Origin of the sequence: Kitasatospora sp. NPDC051705, assembly GCF_044453265.1 — a bacterium.
GTDB lineage: Bacteria > Actinomycetota > Actinomycetes > Streptomycetales > Streptomycetaceae > Kitasatospora.
This window is the reverse complement of the sequence record NZ_JBITCO010000002.1, coordinates 129,606-149,022: the sequence shown is the minus strand read 5'-3', so window position 1 is coordinate 149,022 and position 19,417 is coordinate 129,606. Positions and strand designations below refer to the sequence as shown.

At 74.8% G+C, this 19,417-nt stretch carries 16 protein-coding genes and 1 pseudogene; 11 read left to right on the top strand and 6 right to left on the bottom strand.

Annotated elements, in window-relative coordinates:
• The first annotated feature begins 23 nt into the window (after positions 1–23).
• From ACIA8Q_RS03300 to ACIA8Q_RS03255, 10 genes and pseudogenes are all read left to right on the top strand, one after another.
• Entirely contained in the window at positions 24–3,377 is a 3,354-nt protein-coding gene (locus tag ACIA8Q_RS03300; RefSeq protein ID WP_387896899.1) for a hypothetical protein, read from the top strand.
• Positions 3,378–3,523: 146 nt separating this feature from the next.
• Complete coding sequence (locus tag ACIA8Q_RS03295) at positions 3,524–3,601, top strand: putative leader peptide (RefSeq protein WP_107086570.1); 78 nt, start codon at positions 3,524–3,526, stop codon at positions 3,599–3,601.
• A 195-nt stretch (positions 3,602–3,796) separates the two neighbouring features.
• On the top strand, positions 3,797–4,450 hold the full coding sequence (locus tag ACIA8Q_RS03290) for a cysteine dioxygenase family protein (RefSeq protein WP_360205306.1): 654 nt from the start codon (positions 3,797–3,799) through the stop codon (positions 4,448–4,450).
• Positions 4,444–4,842, top strand: coding sequence for a rhodanese-like domain-containing protein (locus tag ACIA8Q_RS03285; protein ID WP_360205304.1), 399 nt, complete (start codon positions 4,444–4,446; stop codon positions 4,840–4,842). The genes ACIA8Q_RS03290 and ACIA8Q_RS03285 overlap by 7 nt, the downstream gene beginning before the upstream one ends.
• A gap of 303 nt (positions 4,843–5,145) precedes the next feature.
• A pseudogene (locus tag ACIA8Q_RS03280) lies at positions 5,146–6,243 on the top strand (ABC transporter ATP-binding protein); the annotation flags it as partial.
• A gap of 205 nt (positions 6,244–6,448) precedes the next feature.
• Entirely contained in the window at positions 6,449–7,117 is a 669-nt protein-coding gene (locus ACIA8Q_RS03275) for an ABC transporter permease (RefSeq protein WP_387896893.1), read from the top strand.
• Positions 7,114–7,791 carry an ABC transporter permease gene (locus tag ACIA8Q_RS03270; RefSeq protein ID WP_360205297.1) on the top strand — a complete coding sequence of 226 codons (678 nt, stop codon included), beginning with the start codon at positions 7,114–7,116 and terminating at the stop codon, positions 7,789–7,791. The genes ACIA8Q_RS03275 and ACIA8Q_RS03270 overlap by 4 nt, the downstream gene beginning before the upstream one ends.
• 37 nt (positions 7,792–7,828) lie before the next feature.
• A complete protein-coding gene (locus tag ACIA8Q_RS03265; protein ID WP_387896891.1) occupies positions 7,829–8,782 on the top strand; it encodes an ABC transporter substrate-binding protein in 954 nt (317 codons plus the stop codon).
• Between the two features lie 132 nt (positions 8,783–8,914).
• The gene (locus tag ACIA8Q_RS03260) at positions 8,915–9,526 is read left to right on the top strand and encodes a hypothetical protein (protein ID WP_360205293.1); all 612 of its coding nucleotides are present in this window, start codon (positions 8,915–8,917) and stop codon (positions 9,524–9,526) included.
• 755 nt (positions 9,527–10,281) lie between these two features.
• The gene (locus ACIA8Q_RS03255; protein ID WP_387896887.1) at positions 10,282–12,336 is read left to right on the top strand and encodes a glycosyl hydrolase family 18 protein; all 2,055 of its coding nucleotides are present in this window, start codon (positions 10,282–10,284) and stop codon (positions 12,334–12,336) included.
• A gap of 69 nt (positions 12,337–12,405) precedes the next feature.
• Here the strand turns inward: ACIA8Q_RS03255 and ACIA8Q_RS03250 are convergent, their stop codons facing one another.
• The 6 genes from ACIA8Q_RS03250 to ACIA8Q_RS03225 all read right to left on the bottom strand — a co-directional run bounded on the left by ACIA8Q_RS03250 (position 12,406) and on the right by ACIA8Q_RS03225 (position 18,578).
• Positions 12,406–13,680, bottom strand: a complete 1,275-nt coding sequence (locus ACIA8Q_RS03250; protein ID WP_360205288.1) for a multidrug effflux MFS transporter — start codon at positions 13,678–13,680, stop codon at positions 12,406–12,408.
• 328 nt (positions 13,681–14,008) lie between these two features.
• Entirely contained in the window at positions 14,009–14,491 is a 483-nt protein-coding gene (locus ACIA8Q_RS03245; protein ID WP_360205285.1) for a hypothetical protein, read from the bottom strand.
• Positions 14,492–14,914: 423 nt separating this feature from the next.
• Complete coding sequence (locus ACIA8Q_RS03240; protein WP_360205283.1) at positions 14,915–15,838, bottom strand: alkaline phosphatase family protein; 924 nt, start codon at positions 15,836–15,838, stop codon at positions 14,915–14,917.
• 127 nt (positions 15,839–15,965) lie between these two features.
• Positions 15,966–16,739, bottom strand: coding sequence for an ATP-grasp domain-containing protein (locus tag ACIA8Q_RS03235; RefSeq protein WP_387897491.1), 774 nt, complete (start codon positions 16,737–16,739; stop codon positions 15,966–15,968).
• A gap of 98 nt (positions 16,740–16,837) precedes the next feature.
• Positions 16,838–17,218, bottom strand: a complete 381-nt coding sequence (locus tag ACIA8Q_RS03230; RefSeq protein ID WP_360205280.1) for an ADP-ribosylation/crystallin J1 — start codon at positions 17,216–17,218, stop codon at positions 16,838–16,840.
• A 181-nt stretch (positions 17,219–17,399) separates the two neighbouring features.
• On the bottom strand, positions 17,400–18,578 hold the full coding sequence (locus tag ACIA8Q_RS03225; protein ID WP_387896882.1) for an acyl-CoA dehydrogenase family protein: 1,179 nt from the start codon (positions 18,576–18,578) through the stop codon (positions 17,400–17,402).
• Positions 18,579–18,667: 89 nt separating this feature from the next.
• Here ACIA8Q_RS03225 and ACIA8Q_RS03220 point away from each other — a divergent pair, with 89 nt between their 5' ends.
• On the top strand, positions 18,668–19,318 hold the full coding sequence (locus tag ACIA8Q_RS03220) for a GNAT family N-acetyltransferase (protein ID WP_396316692.1): 651 nt from the start codon (positions 18,668–18,670) through the stop codon (positions 19,316–19,318).
• Positions 19,319–19,417: the final 99 nt, after the last annotated feature.

The following is a 19,417-nucleotide window of genomic DNA, read 5'->3' as shown; positions in this document are numbered from 1 at the left end:
GATCGAGCGCGGGGAAGAGGCAGTTGAACGCAGTCGGGGAGGCGAAGGTGGCGGCCACGGTGGAGCGCGGCCCCGGCAGGCTGCTCCGGTGGGCCCGGCGCGACGGCCACGCGGGGCGGCCGCCCGCCCTGCCCGCCTGGGCCGGTCTGCTGCTCTCCCCCGGCGCGCTGCTGCCGCTCGCCCTGGGCGTCCTGCTGTTCCGACTGCGGGCGCCCCGGGTGCGGGACGTCGCCCTCCAACTGGCCGGCTCCCGGGCGGCGGCCGAGTCCGTGGTCGGCGGCCGGACGGCGGAGTACCTGGCCGCGCTGCGCGTCGACGCCTGGCTCATCGCCGGGTACGGCCTGACCTCGACGGCCGTCGCGCTGCTCGGCGGCTACGTGTTCGGGCGGCCGCGCTGGCGGCTCACCGCGCTCGCCGCCGGCGGAGCCGGACTGCTCGCGGCCTGCTGCGACGCCGGCGAGGACGTCCTGCTCGCCCTCGGCCTCGACGGCGGCCGGGCGGGCTCCGACGCCCCCTTCGCCGCCGCCACCGCGCTCGCCACCGTCAAGTGGCTGCTCCTGCTGCCCGCCGGGGTGGCGGCACCGGTCGTCCTGGTGGTGGTCGCCGCCCGGGCCCTGCGCGGGATCGGGCGGCGACGGGCCCGGCGGGGCCCGCCGGCCGAGGCGGGCGCCGCCGAAGCCACCAACGCCGCCAACGCCACCGAAGCGTCCGCGGACGCGCCCGCCGGTGCCGACGCCACCGACCGGCCGCTGCTGATCCCGCCCTGGCCGGTCGCCCCGCCGCACGCCCGGCACGGCGCGGCGCACTCTCCGGGCCCCGAGCCGTCCGGCTCCCCCGCCGCGACCGGGCACCACACGCACTGGCGCGACGGCTCCCGGGTGCCGCCGGGCCGCGAGCCCGCACCGCTCGGCTTCTGCGTCTCGGGCGGCGGGATCCGCTCGGCCTGCGTCACCCTCGGCGCGCTCCAGTCGCTGCGGCCCTGGCTCAAACGGGCCCGCTACCTGGTCTCGGTCTCCGGCGGCGGCTACACCGTCGGCGCGATGCAGCTCGCGCTCACCGACTCCGCTCCCGGCTGCCCGGTGCACGCCGTCTCGGGTCTGACGGCCGACACCGTGCTGGAGCCCGGCTCGCCGGAGGAGGACCACCTGCGCCGCCACGGCAGGTTCATCGCCGACGGCGCCGGCGAGTGGCTGGTCGCGCTCGGCACGCTGCTGCGCGGGGTGATCTCGGCGTTCGCCCTGCTGCTCGCCGCCCTGCTGGTAGTCGGCCTCGGGCTCAGCCGCTTCTACCACCTCGTGCCGCTCACCGACCTGGACGGCCTGGCGGCGGCCGGTCTGCGCAGGGCCGGCGCCGTACCGGGCCCGCTGGAGTTCCGGCCCCCGGCCGTCGCCGCGGTGGCCGGGCTGCTCGCGGCCGCGGCAGGGTGCTGGCTGCTCTGGCTGCTCGCCTTCCCGCCGCTGGGCTGGAGCGCGCTGCTGCCGCGCGCACTGCGCTGGCTCTTCCGCGCCGCGCTGGCCCTGGCCGGCCTCCTGGCCGTCGGGGTGCTGGCGGTGCCCGGGCTGGCCTGGGGCGCGGTCAGCCTCCAGCAGGCGCTCGCGGCGGGCCCGCAGCTCACCGGTGCCGGGCTCAGCCTGACCGTCGTGCTCAGCTACCTGGCGCTGCTGCTCGGCATCCTCTGGCGCGACCGGCGGACGATCCGCCGGGGCGCGGCCGCGCTCGGCGGGGCGCTGCGCGGCGCCGGGCGGATCGGCGGCGGACTGACCGCCAACCTGCCCCAGTACGTCATGGTCTGGGCTGCGCTGACGGCCCTGTCCGCGGCCGCCCTGCTCGCCCTGGGCTGGGCCGTCGCCACCGGGTACGCGTGGCCGGCGTCCGTCCAGGTGCTGCTGCCGCTGGTCCTCGGCGCCGTCGGGCTCAACCTCGACCAGACCTGGACGAGCCTGCACCCGTTCTACCGGCTGCGGCTCGCCTCGGCGTTCGCGGTGCGCCGGGTGGCGGAGGGCGGCCGGGTGCTGGCCCGCCCGTACGACTTCTTCCGGGAGCAGACGTGGCTCAGCCACTACGCCGCCCGGCACCCCGACTTCCCCCAGGTGATCTTCTCGGCCGCGGCCAACCTGTCCGGCAACTCCCGCACTCCGCCCGGTCGTCGGGCGGTGTCCTTCTCGCTCTCGCACGACTACGTCGGCGGCCCGGACGTCGGGTACGCGCGCACCGACGCGCTGGAGCGGCGCACCCGGCGGCACATCGCCCGGGACCTCACGGTGCAGTCGGCGATGGCGGTCTCCGGTGCGGCCTTCTCCTCCGCGATGGGCCGGCAGTCCCGCGTCTACCAGGGGCTCTTCGCGGCCACCAACGCGCGGCTGGGCACCTGGCTGCCCAATCCGGCGGTGCTCGGTCCGGCGTGGTCCGATCCCCCGGACTGGCGCCGCCCGGCGCAGCCCGCCGTACGCCGCCTCCCCTACCAGCTGCGGGAGTTGACCGGCCGGTTCCCGGCAGACGACCGCTTCCTGCTCACCACCGACGGCGGCCACTACGAGAACCTCGGGCTGGTCGAGCTGCTGCGGCACCGGGTGCGGACGGCGGTGTGCGTCGACGCCAGCGGGGACTCCGGTCACGAGGACAGCCTCGCCGCCGCGATCACCCTGGCCCGCGAGGAGCTCGGCGTCGTCATCACCCTGCACCGGCCGGACCTGCTGGCCCCCGGCAGCGCCGCCGAACAGGCCGGGGACGGCCACGGCGGGCCGGGCGCACCGCCACCGGCCGGCGCGCTCGCGGCGCGCTACTCGGCCCGGGCGGTGATCACCGGGGACATCCTCTACCCCGAGCCGCTCGACGACCGGTCGGCCCCGGGCGGAGCACCGGTCGAGGCGGACGAACGGACCGCGGCCCGGGCCGGCACCCGGGACGGCGGCGGCCGGCACGGCACGCTGATCGTGCTGCGCGCCGCCCTCACCGCCGACATGCCGTACGAGCTGCACGCCCACGCGGCGGTCAACCCGGCCTTCCCCAACGACGGCACCAGCGACCAGTGGTTCGACCACCGGCAGTTCGACGCCTACCAGACGCTGGGGCGCTACCTCGGGGACCGGGCCGCGCCGGTGATCGAGGCGGCGCTGGCCGGGCACGCGGCAGCCGCGCACGGGAGCGGAGCCCGGGGCGGGGGCGCCGCGTGCCCGGGCGGAGCCGGGGCCGTCCACGGGAGCGCGTACGGGGGTGAGGGTTTCGGCGGGCACGAGGGCGGGGCCGGTGAGCGGGCCCCGGCGGAGGCGGACGCCGGGGGCGCGGCCACCACCGGGTCGGTGCCCGCACAGCCGGCGCCACCGGTGCCCGCCGCGCCGGCTCGCCCCTCGGCCGGGGGCCCGACCGTCACCGGGTGACCCGACCGCCGGCCGTACGGCGCCGGCGGGCGGGTGACACGCCTTCCGCCTTCACGATTGCCCTGGCCACCTCCCGGATTGCCCGGGCCGCCTCGGAGATTGCCCTGGCTTGACTTCGTCCGGTTCGCTCGGGAAGGATCCGGCACATGGACTCCGGCGCCACTCTGGTTTGCCGCCTGCACGTCGATCTGCGACGCCAGGCGAGTTCCATCTGTGCCTGTTGACCTTGCTCCTTACCGCCGGTCCCGCCCTGTGACGTCCGCCAGGGTCCGTGCCGCGCAGCCGCACCCGAAGTTCTGATCCCCCGCCCCGCCCGGCGCACCCGTACGTGCCGTGCCGCTCCGTCGGCCCGCGCCCGCCTCGTCGCCGCCGGAGCAGGGCGCACCCGCCGACGTTCCCGCCGCACCCGAGGACGCCTCATGAGCCTGCACCTCGTACCCGACGACCCGACGACCACCCCCGACACCGGCACCGGGGCCACCGGCACCAGGACCGGCACCGTGACCGGCAGCGGTACCGTGCCGGTCCGCGCGGGCGCCCCCGCCACGGGGGCCCCGGCCTCCCCCGGCACCGCCGGCCCGGCGACCGCCACGGCCACCGCCCTCGAGGAGGCCCGCGCGCCGCTCACCCCGAGCGCGCTACGGGCCGTCGTCCGCGAACTGGCCGAGCAGCCCGACCAGTGGATCCACCTCGTCCGCCTCTCCACGGACGAGCGCTGGTACCAGCGCCTGTTGTCCGACGACGACCACGAGGTGTGGCTGATCAGCTGGCTGCCCGGCCAGTCCACCGGCTTCCACGACCACGGCGGTTCGCGCGGCGCGTTCACCGTCGCCCTCGGAGAGTTGGAGGAGCTGTCCCTGGGCGGGCCGGACCAGGGCCTGCTGATCCGCCGGATCCCGGCCGGAACCGCCCGCGCGTTCGGTCCGGAGTACGTGCACGACGTGCGCAACACCGCCTCGGGCCCGGCCGTCACCCTGCACGCCTACTCGCCCCCGCTGGGCACGATGGCGCACTACGACCTGCGGGCCGGAGGGCTCGTCCGCACCTCGACGGAAGGACCGGAGCAATGGTGACCACGATCGACGACCTGGTGGAGCGGGCCCGTGAGGGAGTCCACCGGCCGCGCGCCCGAGAGGCGTACCAGTCGCAGCTGGAGGGCGCACTGCTGGTCGACATCCGCCCGGCGGCGCAGCGGGCGGCGGAGGGCGAGATCCCCGGCACGCTGATCATCGAGCGGAACGTCCTGGAGTGGCGGCTGGACCCGACGGGCAGTCACCGGATCCCCGAGGCCTCGGGCTACGACGTCGAGGTGATCGTGGTCTGCTCGGAGGGGTACGCCTCCAGCCTGGCCGCGGCCTCGCTGCGGGAGCTGGGGCTGCACCGGGCGACCGACCTGGACGGCGGCTTCGTCGGCTGGGCGGCCGCCGGGCTGCCGACCCGTTCGAGCGGCGGGGCTGCCGGGTAGTCGGGCGGTTTGGGCCCGCCCCGTCGGACGGGCGGGCTCCGTGCCGCCGGCCGGGTGGTAAATGAGAGACAGGAGATGACTCAGGTCATAGGCTGATCGGAGTTTCCGCCGGTCCAAAGCTGGGCAGCCACGCGGGCGGAAGAACGCCCGCACGGACGGTCCGACAGACGCGTCACCGCGGTGGCGGCCGACACGGCCTCCACCGACATCGCCGCCGATTGTCGACAAACCGTCATCAACCGAAAGACCGAACGACCGAACAGGCGCCGCCTCCCCGGGGCGCCCTGACGAGGAAACCTCCCCGTGATCAGATTCGAGGGCGCCGGCAAGCGCCACCCCGACGGCACCATCGCCGTCGAGGGCCTGGACCTGGAAGTCCCGACCGGCCGGATAACCGTCCTGGTCGGACCATCCGGGTGCGGCAAGACCACCCTGCTGCGCATGGTCAACCGGATGGTCGAACCGACCTCGGGCCGGGTGCTGCTGGACGGCACGGACGTCGCCGAGCTGGAACCCGCCGGGCTGCGCCGCGGCATCGGGTACGTGATCCAGCAGGCCGGCCTCTTCCCGCACCGCAAGGTGATCGACAACATCGCCACCGTCCCCTACCTGCTCGGCTGGGACCGCAGGAAGGCCCGCGCCCGGGCCGCCGAACTGCTCGAACTGGTCGGGCTCGCGCCCGAGACCGGCAAGCGGTACCCCTTCCAGCTGTCCGGCGGCCAGCAGCAACGCGTCGGCGTCGCCCGCGCCCTGGCCGCCGACCCGCCGGTCCTGCTGATGGACGAGCCGTTCAGCGCCGTCGACCCGGTCGTGCGCGCCGGGCTCCAGGAGGAACTGCTGCGCCTGCAGTCCGAACTGCACAAGACGGTGCTCTTCGTCACCCACGACATCGAGGAGGCCGTCCGGCTCGGCGACCAGGTGGTGGTCCTGCGCGAGCAGGGCCGGATCGCCCAGCTCGCCGACCCGCACACCCTGCTCACCGCCCCCGCCGACGAGGGCGTCGCCGCCTTCCTCGGCCGCGACCGCGGACTGCGCGGCCTCGGCCTGCGCCCGGCGAGCGCCATCGACGTCCGCCCGGTGGGCGACGGGCTGCACCACGGCGGCTGGGAGCTCGCGCTGGACGACGAGCGCCGCCCGATCGGCTGGATCGACCGCGACGCCGTCACCGCCGAGCTGCACCCGGCGGCCGGGTACCGCCCGGACACCGACACCCTGCGGACCGCCCTGGACGCGGCCGTGCTCTCCCCCGCCGGGGTGGCCGTCGCCCTGGACCCGGACGGCCGGGCCACCGGCACCGCGACGCGCGACGCCGTCCTCGCCGCCCTGTCGGCCCCCGGCGCTCCCGGTGGCCTCGGCACCCCCAGCGCTCCCGGTCCCGGTGGCCTCGGCACCCCCAGCGCTCCCGGTCCCGGTGGCCTCGGCACCCCCAGCGCTCCCGGTCCCGGTGGCCTCGGCGCTCCCAGCGCTTCCGGTGCCCCCGGCACACCAGGGCCCGGCAGCACGGCGGCCGCCGGGGCGGCGAAGGCCGCCGGAGCTGCGGAGCCGACGGGCACCGCGGAACCGGCCGAAGGCGCCGAGCCGGCCCGCGCCGCGGACGGAGCCGACGGTGGACGGTGAACCGATCGTCCGCTGGTACTGGATCGGCGACCACCTCGGCTACCTCGGCGACCTGCTCGCCGACCACGCGGTGATCGCGCTCCTCCCGGTGCTCATCGGCCTGCTGCTGGCCGTCCCGCTCGGACTGGCGTGCACCCGCTTCCCGCGGCTGTACCAGCCGCTGGCCGCCGTCTTCAACGTCGTCTACGCGCTGCCCTCGCTGGCGGTGTTCGTGGTGCTCATCCCCTACACCGGTCTCGCCACCCAGGCGACCGTGATGATCCCGCTCACCTTCTACGCCGTCGCCGTGCTGCTGCCGACCACCGTGGACGGGCTGCGCGCCGTCCCGGACCCCGTCCGGCAGGCCGCGACCGCGATGGGGTACGGGCCGTGGCACCGGCTGACCGCCGTCGAGCTGCCCGCCGCCGTGCCGTACCTGATCGCCGGGCTGCGGGTCGCGGCGGTGTCCAGCATCTCGCTGGCCAGCGTGGGCGCCCTGGTCGGGCGCGGCGGGCTCGGCTACCTGTTCATCGACGGCTTCCAGCGCACCTTCCCGACCCCGATCGTGGCCGGCATCGCGCTGATCGCCGTCCTCGCCCTGGCCGTCGACCTGCTGCTGGTGGGCGCCCGGCGGCTGCTCGCGCCGTGGGCCGTCCGGGAGAAGGGGGCGGGCTCGTGAACTGGCTGAGCTGGCTGGGCGACTTCTTCTCCGCCCCCGACCACCGCAGTGGTCCGGACTCGATCGCGCACCGGGTCACCGAACACCTGCTGCTCTCCGGCGAGGCCCTGCTGTGGGCGGCGCTGCTCGCCGTCCCGCTCGGACTGCTGATCGGTTACACCGGGCGCGGCGTCACCGTCGTCACCGCCTTCGCGGGTGCCGCGCGCGCCCTGCCGACGCTCGGACTGGTGACGCTGGCCGTCCTGCTGGCCGGGGTCGGCGACACGGCCGTCCTGGTCCCGCTGGTCGCGCTGGCCGCGCCGCCACTGCTGGTCGCCGCCGTCGAGGGGGTCCGCGGCACCGACCCGGACGTCCGGGACGCCGCACGGGGCATCGGACTGACCCACCGCCAGGTGCTGTGGCAGGTCTGCCTGCCTTCGGCGGCGCCGACCCTGCTCGCCGGACTGCGCACCGCGACCGTCCAGGTGATCGCCACCGCCACGGTGGCCGCCTACGTCGGACTGGGCGGCCTCGGCCGCTACGTGATGGACGGGCTGGCCACCCGCAGGTACGCCGTCACCGTCGGCGGGGCGCTGCTGGTGGTGCTGCTCGCCGTCGGCGCCCAGGCCTTCTTCGCACTCCTCGCCCGGTACGCGCTCCCGCCCGGGATCCGCGCCCAGCGCCGGGCCCGCTGAACCCCGTTCCCACCCTTCCGGAAGGACACCTGTCACCATGTCGACACACCACAGAGGCCGACGCGCCGTCGTCCTCGGCACGCTCGCCGCGCTCGCCCTCGGCGCCACCGCCTGCGGCTCCTCCGGCGGCGACCCGCTCGGCGGCGGTTCCGGCGCGACCGCCTCCGGGAGCGGTTCCACCGGCGGGTCCGGGAGCGGCTCCGGGTCGACGGTGGTCGTCGGTTCGGCGAACTTCCCGGAGAACGTCCTGCTCGGCTCCATCTACTCGCAGGCGCTCAAGGCCAAGGGCGTGAAGGTCGAGGAGAAGTTCAACATCGGCAGCCGCGAGGTGCTCTACGGGCAGCTGCAGAGCGGCAACCTGACCGTCCTGCCCGAGTACAACGGTGCACTGCTGTCCTACCTGGACGCCAAGGCCACCGCCGTCACCAAGGAGGACGTGAACGCGGCGCTGACCAAGGCGCTGCCCGGGGCGCTGGCGATACTCGACTCCTCCCCGGCCGAGGACAAGGACTCGCTCAGCGTCACCCAGGCGACCGCCGACAAGTACAACCTCAAGAGCATCGCCGACCTGGCCGCCAAGGCGGGCGAGTTCACCATCGGCGGCCCGCCGGAGTTCAAGACCCGCCGCGAACAGCAGTTCAAGGACGTCTACGGCCTGACGTTCAAGGAGTGGAAGCCCACCGGTGACACCACCGCGAACGCGCTCAAGGACGACAACGTCCAGGTCGGCAACGTCTTCACCACGGACCCCAAGATCGTCCAGCTGAAGCTCGTCCCGCTGGCCGACCCGAAGAACGCCTTCGGTGCACAGAACGTCACCCCGCTGGTCAACAAGGCGGGCGTGGACGCCACGGCGACGGCGGCACTCAACGCGGTGTCGGCCAAGCTGGACACCGCGGGTCTGACCTCGCTGATGAAGCGCGTCGCCATCGACAAGGAGGACCCGTCGGCGGTGGCCAAGGACTGGCTGAAGGCCAACGGGCTCGGCTGAGCCAGGAGTCCGGAGCGACGGGACGGCGGCCCGGCGGCGGACCCGGGGGCGATCCCCGGGCCCGCCTGCCGGGCCGTCGGCCGTCGCACGGGGATCTTCCCTTCGACGCCGCGAACATGACAGTGTGACGCCATGCGCACTCGTCTCCTCGCCGCCACCCTCACGGCATTCGCCGCGGTGAGCCTCGCTGCCTGCTCCAGTTCCGGAACGGGCTCCGGCACGTCCACCGCCGCGGCGGGCTCCCCCTCCACCGCCGCCACCACCACCGCGCCCGACGCCGCCTCGCCCGGCGCCACCACGGCGCCCACGGCCCCCGCGACCACCACGGCGCCCTCGGCCGGCGCCACCGACCCGGCCGCCCCCTCGGCCGGCGCCACCGGGGCTCCCGCGCCCGCCACCCCCTCGGCGCCCGCCACGGACGGCGGCTCCACCGCGGCCCCGGCCAAGCCCGCACCGCCCGCCGACGCCGGCCTGCCCGCCAAGCCGGACGGCGGCCTGACCGACAAGCTGGTGGCGGCACTGAAGGCGATCGACCCGGCCATCGTCGGCGACAAGCCCGACCAGGCCGTGGACCGGGCCCGCAACCAGTGCCAGGCCATGTACCAGTTCCCCAAGGACAAGGCGAAGCTGGTCGAGCTGGCCAACCAGCGCTTCACCTCGCCCGACCACCCGCAGGGCTTCGGGCCGGACACCGCCGCGAAGATCAACGACGCGCTGCGGGCCACCCTCTGCCCGCCGGCGTGACCCGCCGCGGAGCCCGCCGCGCGACCCGTCCCGCGACCCGCCACGTGACCCGTCCCGCGACCCGCCGCCCGACCCGCCGGACCGTGAGGACCACCGGAACCGGCGGGACCGCCCCGGCGACGACACGCCCCGACCGCCCGGCGTCCTGAGCGCCGGGCCGCCGTGGCCGCGCCCCTGCGACGGGTGCGCGGCCACGGCCCCACCCCGCGCGCCCGCCTGCGGCGCAGCGCAGGCCTGCCTGCCCGCGCTCCCGGCTCCCCGCCGCGCCACCCGAGGTGCCGGGACGTCCCCTTGGGCCGCCACGGCCGTGTGCTGACGAACTGTTAGGGCTCTTGACAGACAAGTGGTCTAGTCCAACCATAAGCATGTCGATCCGACCGGGATGCACTGTGGGGGTGTGACCACCGGCGGCTGAGGCACTGCCCTGCCCTGCTCCGCTCCACCCCCGCACCGTCCGGCGCGCACGCCCGCGAACCGCCACCCGCCCCCGCGCGGGCCGGTGGGCCTCCGCGCGCCGACATGTCCCCTTGCCCCCGTGTATCCGTGTATCCGTGTATCCGTGTCCACGCACCTGCACGTCCACGCACCCGCACGTCCGTACGCCCTTGCGCCTTCCCGCCCGGACCGGCACGCCCGGAGCCGCCCGGCCGACCCCACACGGCCGCCGCGATCCGGCCGGACCGCCCCCGCAGGTCCTGGGCCCGCACCAGTCCGAATCGCCAACGTCCCGCCCCACCACGAATGTTGGAGAACCCATGCGTCTACGCAGAACGATCCAGGCAGCCCTGACCGCCTGCGCCACCCTGGCCGCCTCGGCCGGCCTGGTCGCCGCCGGAACGGGCACCGCCCAGGCCGCGACCCCGCTCCCCAGCCGGGTCTTCGCCCCCTACTTCGAGTCCTGGACCGGGCAGAGCCCCGCCACCCTGGCCGCCCAGTCCGGCGCCAAGTACCTGACGATGGCCTTCCTCCAGGCCGCCACCAAGGGCTCCTGCACCCCGTACTGGAACGGCGACACCTCCAAGCCCGTCTCCAGCTCGACCTTCGGCGCCGACATCGCCACCATCCGCGCCAACGGCGGGGACGTGATCCCCTCCTTCGGCGGCTACACCGCCGACAACACCGGCACCGAACTGGCCGACAGCTGCACCGACGTCAACCAGATCGCGGCCGCCTACGAGAACCTGATCACCACCTACGACATCAGCCGGATCGACCTCGACATCGAGGACAACTCGCTGACCAACACGGCCGGGATCGACCGCCGCAACAAGGCGATCAAGGTCGTGCAGGACTGGGCCGCGGCCAACGGGCGCAACGTCCAGTTCTCGTACACGCTGCCGACCACCACCAGCGGGCTGGCCTCCAGCGGCCTCGCCGTACTGAAGAACGCGGTCACCAACAACGCCCGGATCGACGTCGTCAACATGATGACCTTCGACTACTACGACAACGCCGCCCACGACATGGCGGCCGACACCCAGACCTCGGCGCAGGGCCTCTACAACCAGCTCGCCAAGCTCTACCCGTCCAAGACCCCCGCGCAGCTGTGGGGTTCGATCGGGATCACCGAGATGGTCGGCATCGACGACTTCGGCGCAGCCGAGACCTTCACCGTCGCCAACGCCACCACCGTCTACAACTGGGCGGTGTCGAAGGGCATCAACACGCTGTCCTTCTGGGCGCTCCAGCGCGACAACGGAGGCTGCCCGGGCAAGTCCGGCGACGACTCCTGCTCCGGGATCAACCAGAACACCTGGGACTTCACCCACATCTTCGCGCCGTTCACCAGCGGCTCGACGGTGAACAACGACTTCTCCGTCGCCGTCAACCCCAACTCGGCCACGGTCAGCGCCGGTTCGTCGACCTCTGCGGCCATCGCCACCGCGGTGACGGCGGGTTCGGCCCAGAGCCTCACCCTCTCGGTCAGCGGCGCCCCGACCGGCGTCACCGCCACCGTCACCCCCGGCAGCGTCACCGCCGGCACCGGCGCCACCCTCAACGTCACCACCACCGCGGCCGTGGCGCCCGGCGCCTATCCGCTGACCGTCACCGGCAGCGCCGCCTCCGGCAGCCACAGCAGCGTGTTCACCCTGAACGTCACCGGCACCCAGCCGGGCAACGACTTCTCCGTCGTGGTGAACCCGAACTCCGGTACCGTCGCGGCCGGTTCGTCCGCCTCGGCGGCCGTCGCCACCGCGGTGACGGCGGGTTCGGCCCAGAGCCTCACCCTCTCGGTCAGCGGCGCCCCGACCGGCGTCACCGCCACCGTGACCCCCGGCAGCGTCACCGCCGGCACCGGCGCCACCCTCAACATCGCCACCACCGCGGCGGCCGCCGCGGGCACCTACCCGCTCACGGTGACCGCCAGCGGGCCGTCCGGCAGCCACACCGCCGCCTACACGCTGACCGTCACCGGAACGACCCCGCCGACCGGTCTGGTCAACGGCGGCCTGGAGAGCGGCAGCCTCGCCCCGTGGACCTGCCAGAGCGGCGGCGCCGTGGTCTCCACCCCGGCCCACTCCGGGTCCTACGCGCTGCAGGCGGCGGCCACCGGCGGCCAGACCGGCGAGTGCTCGCAGACCGTCACCCTGAAGCCCAACACCAGCTACACGCTGAGCGGCTGGGTCCAGGGCAACTACGCCTACCTCGGCGTCAGCGGCGGGGCCACCGGCAGCACCTGGGCGAACGCCACCGGCTGGACGAAGCTGACCGTCCCCTTCACCACCGGCGCCTCCGGCACCGTCACCGTGTACCTGCACGGCTGGTACGGCCAGGGGAACGTCTACGGGGACGACTTCGCGATCGCCTGACGATCAGCTCGCGGGTGACGGATAACGAGTAACAGATTTCAGATGACAGCTGACAGATTTCATCATCTGTCAGCTGTCATCTGTTTGCGCCTTCGACGCCCGGCACAGCGTCAGATAGGTCACCGTGGCCAGCACCCCGCAGGCAAGGACGACCACGGCCAGCAGCACGGCCGACGGCTTCCCGCCGAGGCTGCTCAGCGGCGCGACCACCGCCCCGGACAGGAAGTTCCCGGTGCCGAGCAGCGCCGAGGCCGTCCCCGCGGCCGGCGGCTCCACCAGGCTCAGCGCCTGCGCCGCCGTGTTCGGCAGGAGCACGCCCATGCTGCCCATCATCACGAACAGCGGCGGGCAGAACCCGAGCAGACCGAAGTCCCAGACCGTCGTCGTCAGCACCAGCACGGCCCCCGCGGCCACCGCCGTCCCGAGCCCGGCCAGCATCAGCGCCCGCGCCGTGAAGCGCTTCGCCAGCACCCGCCCGTTCAGCTGGGTCATGACGACGATGGCCAGTGAGTTCGCCCCGAACAGCAGGCTGTAGGTCTGGGGCGAGACCCGGTACACGTGCTGCAGCACCGTCGACGACCCGCTGATGTAGCCGAACAGCGCGCCGTACGCGAAGGCGCTGGTCAGCGCCACCCCGAGGAACGGCAGGTCGCGCAGCAGCCCGCCCATCGTGCGCAGCGCCGCGCCGACGCCGCCCCCGTTGCGGGCGTGCGGCGGCAGCGTCTCGCGCAGCGCGCCGAACGCGACCAGGGTGAGCAGCAGTCCGAGCGCGGTGAGCGCGCCGAAGGTGCCGCGCCAGGACGTGAACCGCATCAGCTGCGCACCCACGATCGGGGCGAGGATCGGTGCCAGCCCGGATATCAGGGCGATCGAGGCCAGGAAGCGCAGCATGGCGACGCCCTGGAAGCGGTCCCGGGCGACGGCCCGGCCGATCACCAGTCCGGCGGATCCGGCCGCGCCCTGGACGAAGCGGGCGACGATCAGCACCGTCAGGCTCGGCGCGATCGCGCACACCACGCTGGCCAGGGTGAAGAGGGCGAGTCCGGCGAGCAGCGGCGGGCGGCGGCCGAAGCGGTCGCTGAGGGGTCCGAAGAGCAGCTGACCGGACGCCACGCCGAACATCGAGAAGGTGAGGGTGAGCTGGACGGCGGCCGGGTCGGCGGCCAGCTCCTGCGCGATGTCGGGGAGCCCGGGCAGGTAGAGGTCCGTGGTGAGCGGGCCGAGCGCGACGAGACCGCCGAGGACGGCGACGGTGGCCCGGCCGGTCCCGCCCCGGTCGGTGGCGGTCGTGGCGGAGGTGGTGGTCGACGTGTCACCGGCGGGGCCGACGGTCGGGCCGGGCATGGGGCTCCTCACGGAACGGGGGGCGGGGCGGGACAGGGGGCGGGACGCGTTCGTCCAGCTCCGTCCTATCGCAGCCCGGGGCGCCTCCGACAGCGGGGGTCCACCAGGTGGTTCAGCGTCGGCCGTGCTCAAGGCCCCCGAGCGGCGTCCGCGCCGCCGCCGTACGGCCTGCGGGGGGCCTGCGGACGGTCTGCACACGACGACGGCCCGCCTCGCACGGGGGTGCGGGACGGGCCGGTCGGGGAAGGACGGTGGGCCGGTCGGGGGACGACCGAGTCCCGGTGGGGCCGTGGAGCCGAGGGGCCGTGGAACCGAGGAGTCCGGCGGGTCAGTGCTTGGTCGGCCGCTCGGCGCGCAGCGCCGCCTGGACCGCCGCGCCGTCCTGCCACGCATAGAGCTGGTTGCCGGTGAGGGTGACGTTGTAGTGCCCGCAGGTCGCGCTGGCCTTGGCCGCGACGCCCTCGGGGAACCAGCCGGCCTTGAGCGTCACGGGCACCGAGTGCGCGGACCTGCCGGGCATGCCCGTGGTGCAGCCGACGGGCAGCCGGCCGTCCGGGAGGGTGGCGCGCAGCAGGCGGTCGTCACCGGTCGTCGACATCAGGTACTGCACCGCGGAGGCGTTGTCGGGCAGCCAGGTGGGCATCGAGCGGCGCTCGGCCTTGGCCTGGCTCCCGCTCGCGAAGGAGGCGTGCTCCTGGTGGCGCCCGTCGTACCACTCGGACACCCGCGGGCCGACTGCCACGGCTGCCACGGCGACGGCCATGCCGGTGCCCGCGACTCCCAGCGCGACCTTGCTCACGATGCCCTTCATGCCCGTCTGCCCTCTCCGTGTCCGTTGCCTTTGCGAGGCCGGTCGCCGTGTCGGTGACCGCCCCCGGCCCGGTCCGCGACGTCCGCCGCCCGGGTGTATCCATCGTGGCGTGCGCCGCCCGGCCGGAGCGTCACCACCAGGTCGAGATCTCGCCTCCATCCCACGGGGTACGGTCTCCACCTTCAGAGGTATGTCCGGCGGCCGGGTCTCAGGGGTAGGCCGCCCTCGCGGTGGTGTCCTGCGGCGGTCGGGCCTTGCCGGGGCCCCGATCGAGCGTCACTCAGGTGCGGCGACGGCGCAGCCCGGTGTGCTGCACCCGGGGGGCGGCGCGGGGTTTCTGAGGTGGCGTCCGGGTCGTTCCGGCGGGCCGGTCTGAGGCTCCGTCCGGGGCGGACGGAGGGGTGGGGCGGGGTGCCGCCCCGCTCAGACCGTCACGGGCTCCGCGGGCGTCACGGGGGCCGCGGGGGCCGCGGGGGCCGCGGACACCGGTCGGGCGAGCGGGAAGGGCCGGCCGTCGAGGGTCCAGTGCGGGTCGATGGGGCGCAGCAGGGAGGCGTACACCTGGGCGGCGACGTCCGGGTGGCGGATCTCCCCGGTGGGCGGACCGGCCGGGACGTCGTGCCCGGCGCAGGCGACCCAGGCGGTGCGCTCCTCGGGGGTGCGGCCGCCGTGCCCGCCTGCGTCGACGTGCCCGTGGTCGGTGACGACGATGACGGTCCACTGCTCGTCGGCGTGGGTCGCCCGGCCGCGGACGGCGTCGAGCAGCCGGCCGAGGCGCTCGTCCGCGGTGCGCATGGCCGCGCGGTACTCCTCGCCGCAGCCGAGGAAGTGGGCGGTCTCGTCGACGGCGCCGAGGTAGACGAAGGACGCCTCCGGGTCGGCGGTGGACAGGACGTGGACGGCCTCCCGGGTGACCTCCTCGTCGACGGTCTCCCATGCCTCGGGGGTGTCCTCCGCCGGGGAGACGTAGGAGAGCCGGCCGGGGGCGCGGAACAGCGGGCCGCCGGACTGGTTGATCACCAGAGGGTCCCAGCCGGCCGCGACGAAGGTGCGGCGGCGGTCACCGCGGGCGAGCCGGGTCGCGAAGTCGGGGAAGACGTCGAGCCGGTTGCCCGCGAGGTGGTTGCCCCAGACGCCGTGCTTGGCGGGCTCGACCCCGGTGACGATGGTGGCCCAGCACGGCCCGGACATGGTGGGCGTGGTGTCCGCGACGGTGACCGGCACCAGGAAACCGGCCTCGGCGACCTCCTGCAGCCGGGGCATCGGCACGTGCTCCAGGTAGTCGTGGCGGACACCGTCGATCCCGACGACGAGCACGCGGGGGCGGGGCCACTGGGCAGCGGACATGGCAGGGCTTCCTTTCGGTCGTGCACACCCGGCCGCGCCCGCCGAGGGCGCCGCCGACCGCGCCATGTTTCACCTCCCGCCGTACCGCCCGGCGTCCGCCCGCCGAACGCCGGGTGTCCGCCAGGTGTCAGGCGGCGGTACGGACGAACCGGCGGTCGGCCGCGGCGAGTTCCGCGGCCGGTCCGGCCGCGCGCAGCACCACGTCCAGGACGCGGTCCGGGTCGGCGGCGTAGCAGTGCGCGAACCACGGCATGTTCGCCTCGACGACGGCCCAGTGCACGGCCGGGTCGTAGGGGTCGGCGATCGGGCCGACGTCCAGGACGACCCCGCTCGGCAGGGTCTCGCCGACGTCGGCGAGCAGGCGCCGGGCGAAGGCGGTCGCCCCGGCGTCCAGCGGTGCCGGGTCGAGCCGTCCGAAGCGGGCGTAGCGGCTGCCGGTGAGCACCTCGCCGTCGCGGACGAACAGCCGGTACTCGGCGGCGAAGGTCACCGGCTCGCTGACCAGGACGGGCGTGTCGGGGCCGATCCGGTCACCGGTGCGCGGCAGCCGGGTGCCGTCCGGGTAGACGGCGGGCGGGATCGACTTGTCGGCAGGTGGCTTGACGAACGCCGGACGGCGCAGCGCCCACGCCTCGGCGAGGGTGGTCAGTTCGATCCGGCGGCGGGTGTACTCCGCGGGCAGGCGGGTGAGCCAGTCGTCCTCGGGTTCGAGCAGGGCGAGGCCGAGCGGGCCGGCTACCCGGGCGGCCGCGAACGGGCCGCCGTACCAGTGGAGGGGTCGCCCGGCGAGGCGCTCGACGGTCGCGGGGCCGTCGAGGACGGCGGTGGCCAGACCCCGCCCGGCGGCGGCCTCGACGAGCAGGGCGGTGGTGCTGGTCCGCTGGGCGGAGGTGAGCAGCACGCGGCCGGGCCCGGCCTGGCCCGCCGTAGCCCGGCCCGTCACCGCCCGGCCCTCCGCCGTTTGGCCCGTCACCGCCCGACTCGTCACGGAGCGGCCCGTCACGGCTGGGGGTGGAACGTGTGGACGACCTCGATGCGGCCGACGATGTTCCGGTTGAACTCGGCCAACTCCTCGGCCGGCACCCAGAGTTCCAGGATCGTCCGGCCGCCCGCCTGCTGCACGGGGTAGCGGGCGAGGAAGGCGGTGTCGACCTCGAAGCGGGTCACGTAGCCGACGCCGGAGGCCGGGACGTTCCAGTCGCGGGCGATGCGGATCGCGTAGTCCTCGTCGAGGACGGGGTAGAAGATCGGCTGCTCGGGCAGCCGGGGCGGCCAGGCACGCCGGCCGGACGCCTCGACCAGGGCCAGTTCCTCGGGGCCGGTCGGGCGCCAGAGGGTGGTGGTCGGGGCGGTGCCGCTCGCGGTGGGCCGGTTCTCCATGGCCGGGACGGTAGCCGGGCCACGGCGGACCCGGCCACCGGATTTCCCGGCGGCCGGGTTCCCAGCGGCCGGGTTCCCCAGCGGCCTTGGCGGACCGCGGACGCCGAGGCGCGCCCCGGAGGCTTACCAGAGCCGCACCGGGTGCCGGAGTACCCCGGCACCCGGGACGGCCGGCGCCGGGTCAGCGGTACGCGGACTCGCCGGTGATGGTCTCGCCCAGCACCAGGGTGTGGATCTCGCTGGTGCCCTCGTAGGTGAGCACCGACTCCAGGTTGTTGGCGTGCCGGAGGACCGGGTACTCGGTGGTGATGCCGTTGGCTCCGAGGACCGTCCGGGCACTGCGGGCGATCTCCAGCGCGGTGCGGACGTTGTTCAGCTTGCCGAAGCTGATGTGCGGCGGGCGGGCGGCGCCCTCCTCCTTGAGCCGGCCGATCCGCAGGGCGACCAGGTAGGCCTTCTCGACCTCCAGCATCATCTCGACGAGCTTCTGCTGGGTGAGCTGGAAGCCGGCGATCGGGCGGTCGAACTGGATCCGGGACTTCGCGTAGTCGAGGGCCGCGGTGTAGCAGTCGCGGGCGGCGCCGACGGTGCCCCAGAGGATGCCGTAGCGGGCCTCGTTGAGGGAGGAGAGCGGCCCGCGCAGACCGGTGACGCCGGGCAGGACGGCGTCGGCCGGCAGGACCACCTCGTCGAAGGCGAGTTCGCTGGTCACCGAGGCGCGCAGGGACAGCTTGCCGTGCACGTCGGTGGCGGTCAGACCACGGGCTCCGCGCTCGACCAGGAAGCCCCGCACACCCTCCTCGGTCTGCGCCCAGACGACGGCGACGTCGGAGATGCTGCCGTTGGTGATCCACATCTTGCTGCCCGACAGCACCCAGTCGCCGCCCTTGCGCACCGCCCGGGTGCGCATGTTGGCCGGGTCCGACCCGAAGTCGGGCTCGGTGAGGCCGAAGCAGCCGATCAGCTCACCGGCGGCCATCCCGGGCAGCCACCGCTGCTTCTGCTCCTCGGAGCCGAACGCGTGGATCGACCGCATGGCGAGCGAGCCCTGGACGGAGACGAAACTGCGCAGCCCCGAGTCCGCGGCCTCCAGCTCCATACAGGCGACCCCGTACGCGACCGCCCCGGCGCCGGCGCAGCCGTAACCGTCGAGGTGCATCCCGAGCACGCCGAGGGCGCCGAGCTCGGGGGCCAGCTCGCGGGCCGGGAAGACGCCGCGCTCGAACCAGTCGCCGATGTGCGGGCGGATCCGTTCCTCCGTGAACCGGCGGACGGTGTCGCGGATCAGCCGCTCCTCGTCGGAGAGGAGGTCGCCGACGGCGAGCAGGTCGGACGGGTCGATCCGGGTCGGCTTCGTCATTGAAGCTCCTTGTAGTCTCGGCGGAGTACCGGCGAGTATTCCGCACCCGGGAGGGCGGCGGGCGGGCGCGAACGAGTGAGGAAAGCGACATGGACGGCGGCAGGCCCGCGGGCGCGGAGCACGGCCGGCGGGGCGGCCCCGTCGGTGGCACCGCAGACGGCGACGGCAACGGTTCCGCCGGCGGGGTGGGCGGTGTGCGGTACGCGGTCGGCCGGGTGACGGCGGAGGAACTGCCCGGTGCGGCGGAGGAGCTGGCCGCGCTGCTGGCGGACACCGTCCGCGGCGGCGCCTCGCTCGGGTTCCTCGCACCGCTGGAGCGGGCCGAGGCCGTCGCGTGGTGGCGGGCGCTCGCCCCGGACCTCGAGACCGGACGGCTGCTGCTGTGGACGGTCCGGGCGGTGGACGGCGGGCGGCTCGCCGGGACGGTCCAGCTGCGGCCCGCGGCGACGGCGAACGGCCGGCACCGCGGCGAGGTCGCCAAGCTGATGGTGCATCCGGAGCACCGCGGGCAACGGCTCGCCGGGCGGCTGCTGGCGGCCCTGGAGGAGCAGGCGGGCGAGTTGGGGCTGCGACTGCTGGTGCTGGACACCCAGACGGGCAGCCCGGCGGAACGGATGTACGAGGCGGGCGGCTGGACCAGGGTCGGCTCGGTACCGGACTACGCGACCGATCCCGCCGGCGTCCCGCATCCGACGACGATCTTCTTCAAGGCCCTGGGCGGTGGTCCCGCGGTCAGCTGACGGATGACGGATGACGGATGACGGCGAACAGATGACAGATTTCAGATTTCGAAATCTGTCATCTGTCATCTGTTCGCTGTTCGCTGTCATCCGTTCGCC

Bases quoted from the DNA above. Each gene is read 5' to 3' on its own strand.
- ACIA8Q_RS03295 (WP_107086570.1), top strand. From the start codon at position 3,524: ATGGACTCCGGCGCCACTCTGGTTTGCCGCCTGCACGTCGATCTGCGA.
- ACIA8Q_RS03290 (WP_360205306.1), top strand. From the start codon at position 3,797: ATGAGCCTGCACCTCGTACCCGACGACCCGACGACCACCCCCGACACC.
- ACIA8Q_RS03285 (WP_360205304.1), top strand. From the start codon at position 4,444: ATGGTGACCACGATCGACGACCTGGTGGAGCGGGCCCGTGAGGGAGTC.
- ACIA8Q_RS03265 (WP_387896891.1), top strand. From the start codon at position 7,829: ATGTCGACACACCACAGAGGCCGACGCGCCGTCGTCCTCGGCACGCTC.
- ACIA8Q_RS03260 (WP_360205293.1), top strand. From the start codon at position 8,915: ATGCGCACTCGTCTCCTCGCCGCCACCCTCACGGCATTCGCCGCGGTG.
- ACIA8Q_RS03255 (WP_387896887.1), top strand. From the start codon at position 10,282: ATGCGTCTACGCAGAACGATCCAGGCAGCCCTGACCGCCTGCGCCACC.
- ACIA8Q_RS03250 (WP_360205288.1), bottom strand. From the start codon at position 13,680: ATGCCCGGCCCGACCGTCGGCCCCGCCGGTGACACGTCGACCACCACC.
- ACIA8Q_RS03245 (WP_360205285.1), bottom strand. From the start codon at position 14,491: ATGAAGGGCATCGTGAGCAAGGTCGCGCTGGGAGTCGCGGGCACCGGC.
- ACIA8Q_RS03240 (WP_360205283.1), bottom strand. From the start codon at position 15,838: ATGTCCGCTGCCCAGTGGCCCCGCCCCCGCGTGCTCGTCGTCGGGATC.
- ACIA8Q_RS03230 (WP_360205280.1), bottom strand. From the start codon at position 17,218: ATGGAGAACCGGCCCACCGCGAGCGGCACCGCCCCGACCACCACCCTC.
- ACIA8Q_RS03225 (WP_387896882.1), bottom strand. From the start codon at position 18,578: ATGACGAAGCCGACCCGGATCGACCCGTCCGACCTGCTCGCCGTCGGC.
- ACIA8Q_RS03220 (WP_396316692.1), top strand. From the start codon at position 18,668: ATGGACGGCGGCAGGCCCGCGGGCGCGGAGCACGGCCGGCGGGGCGGC.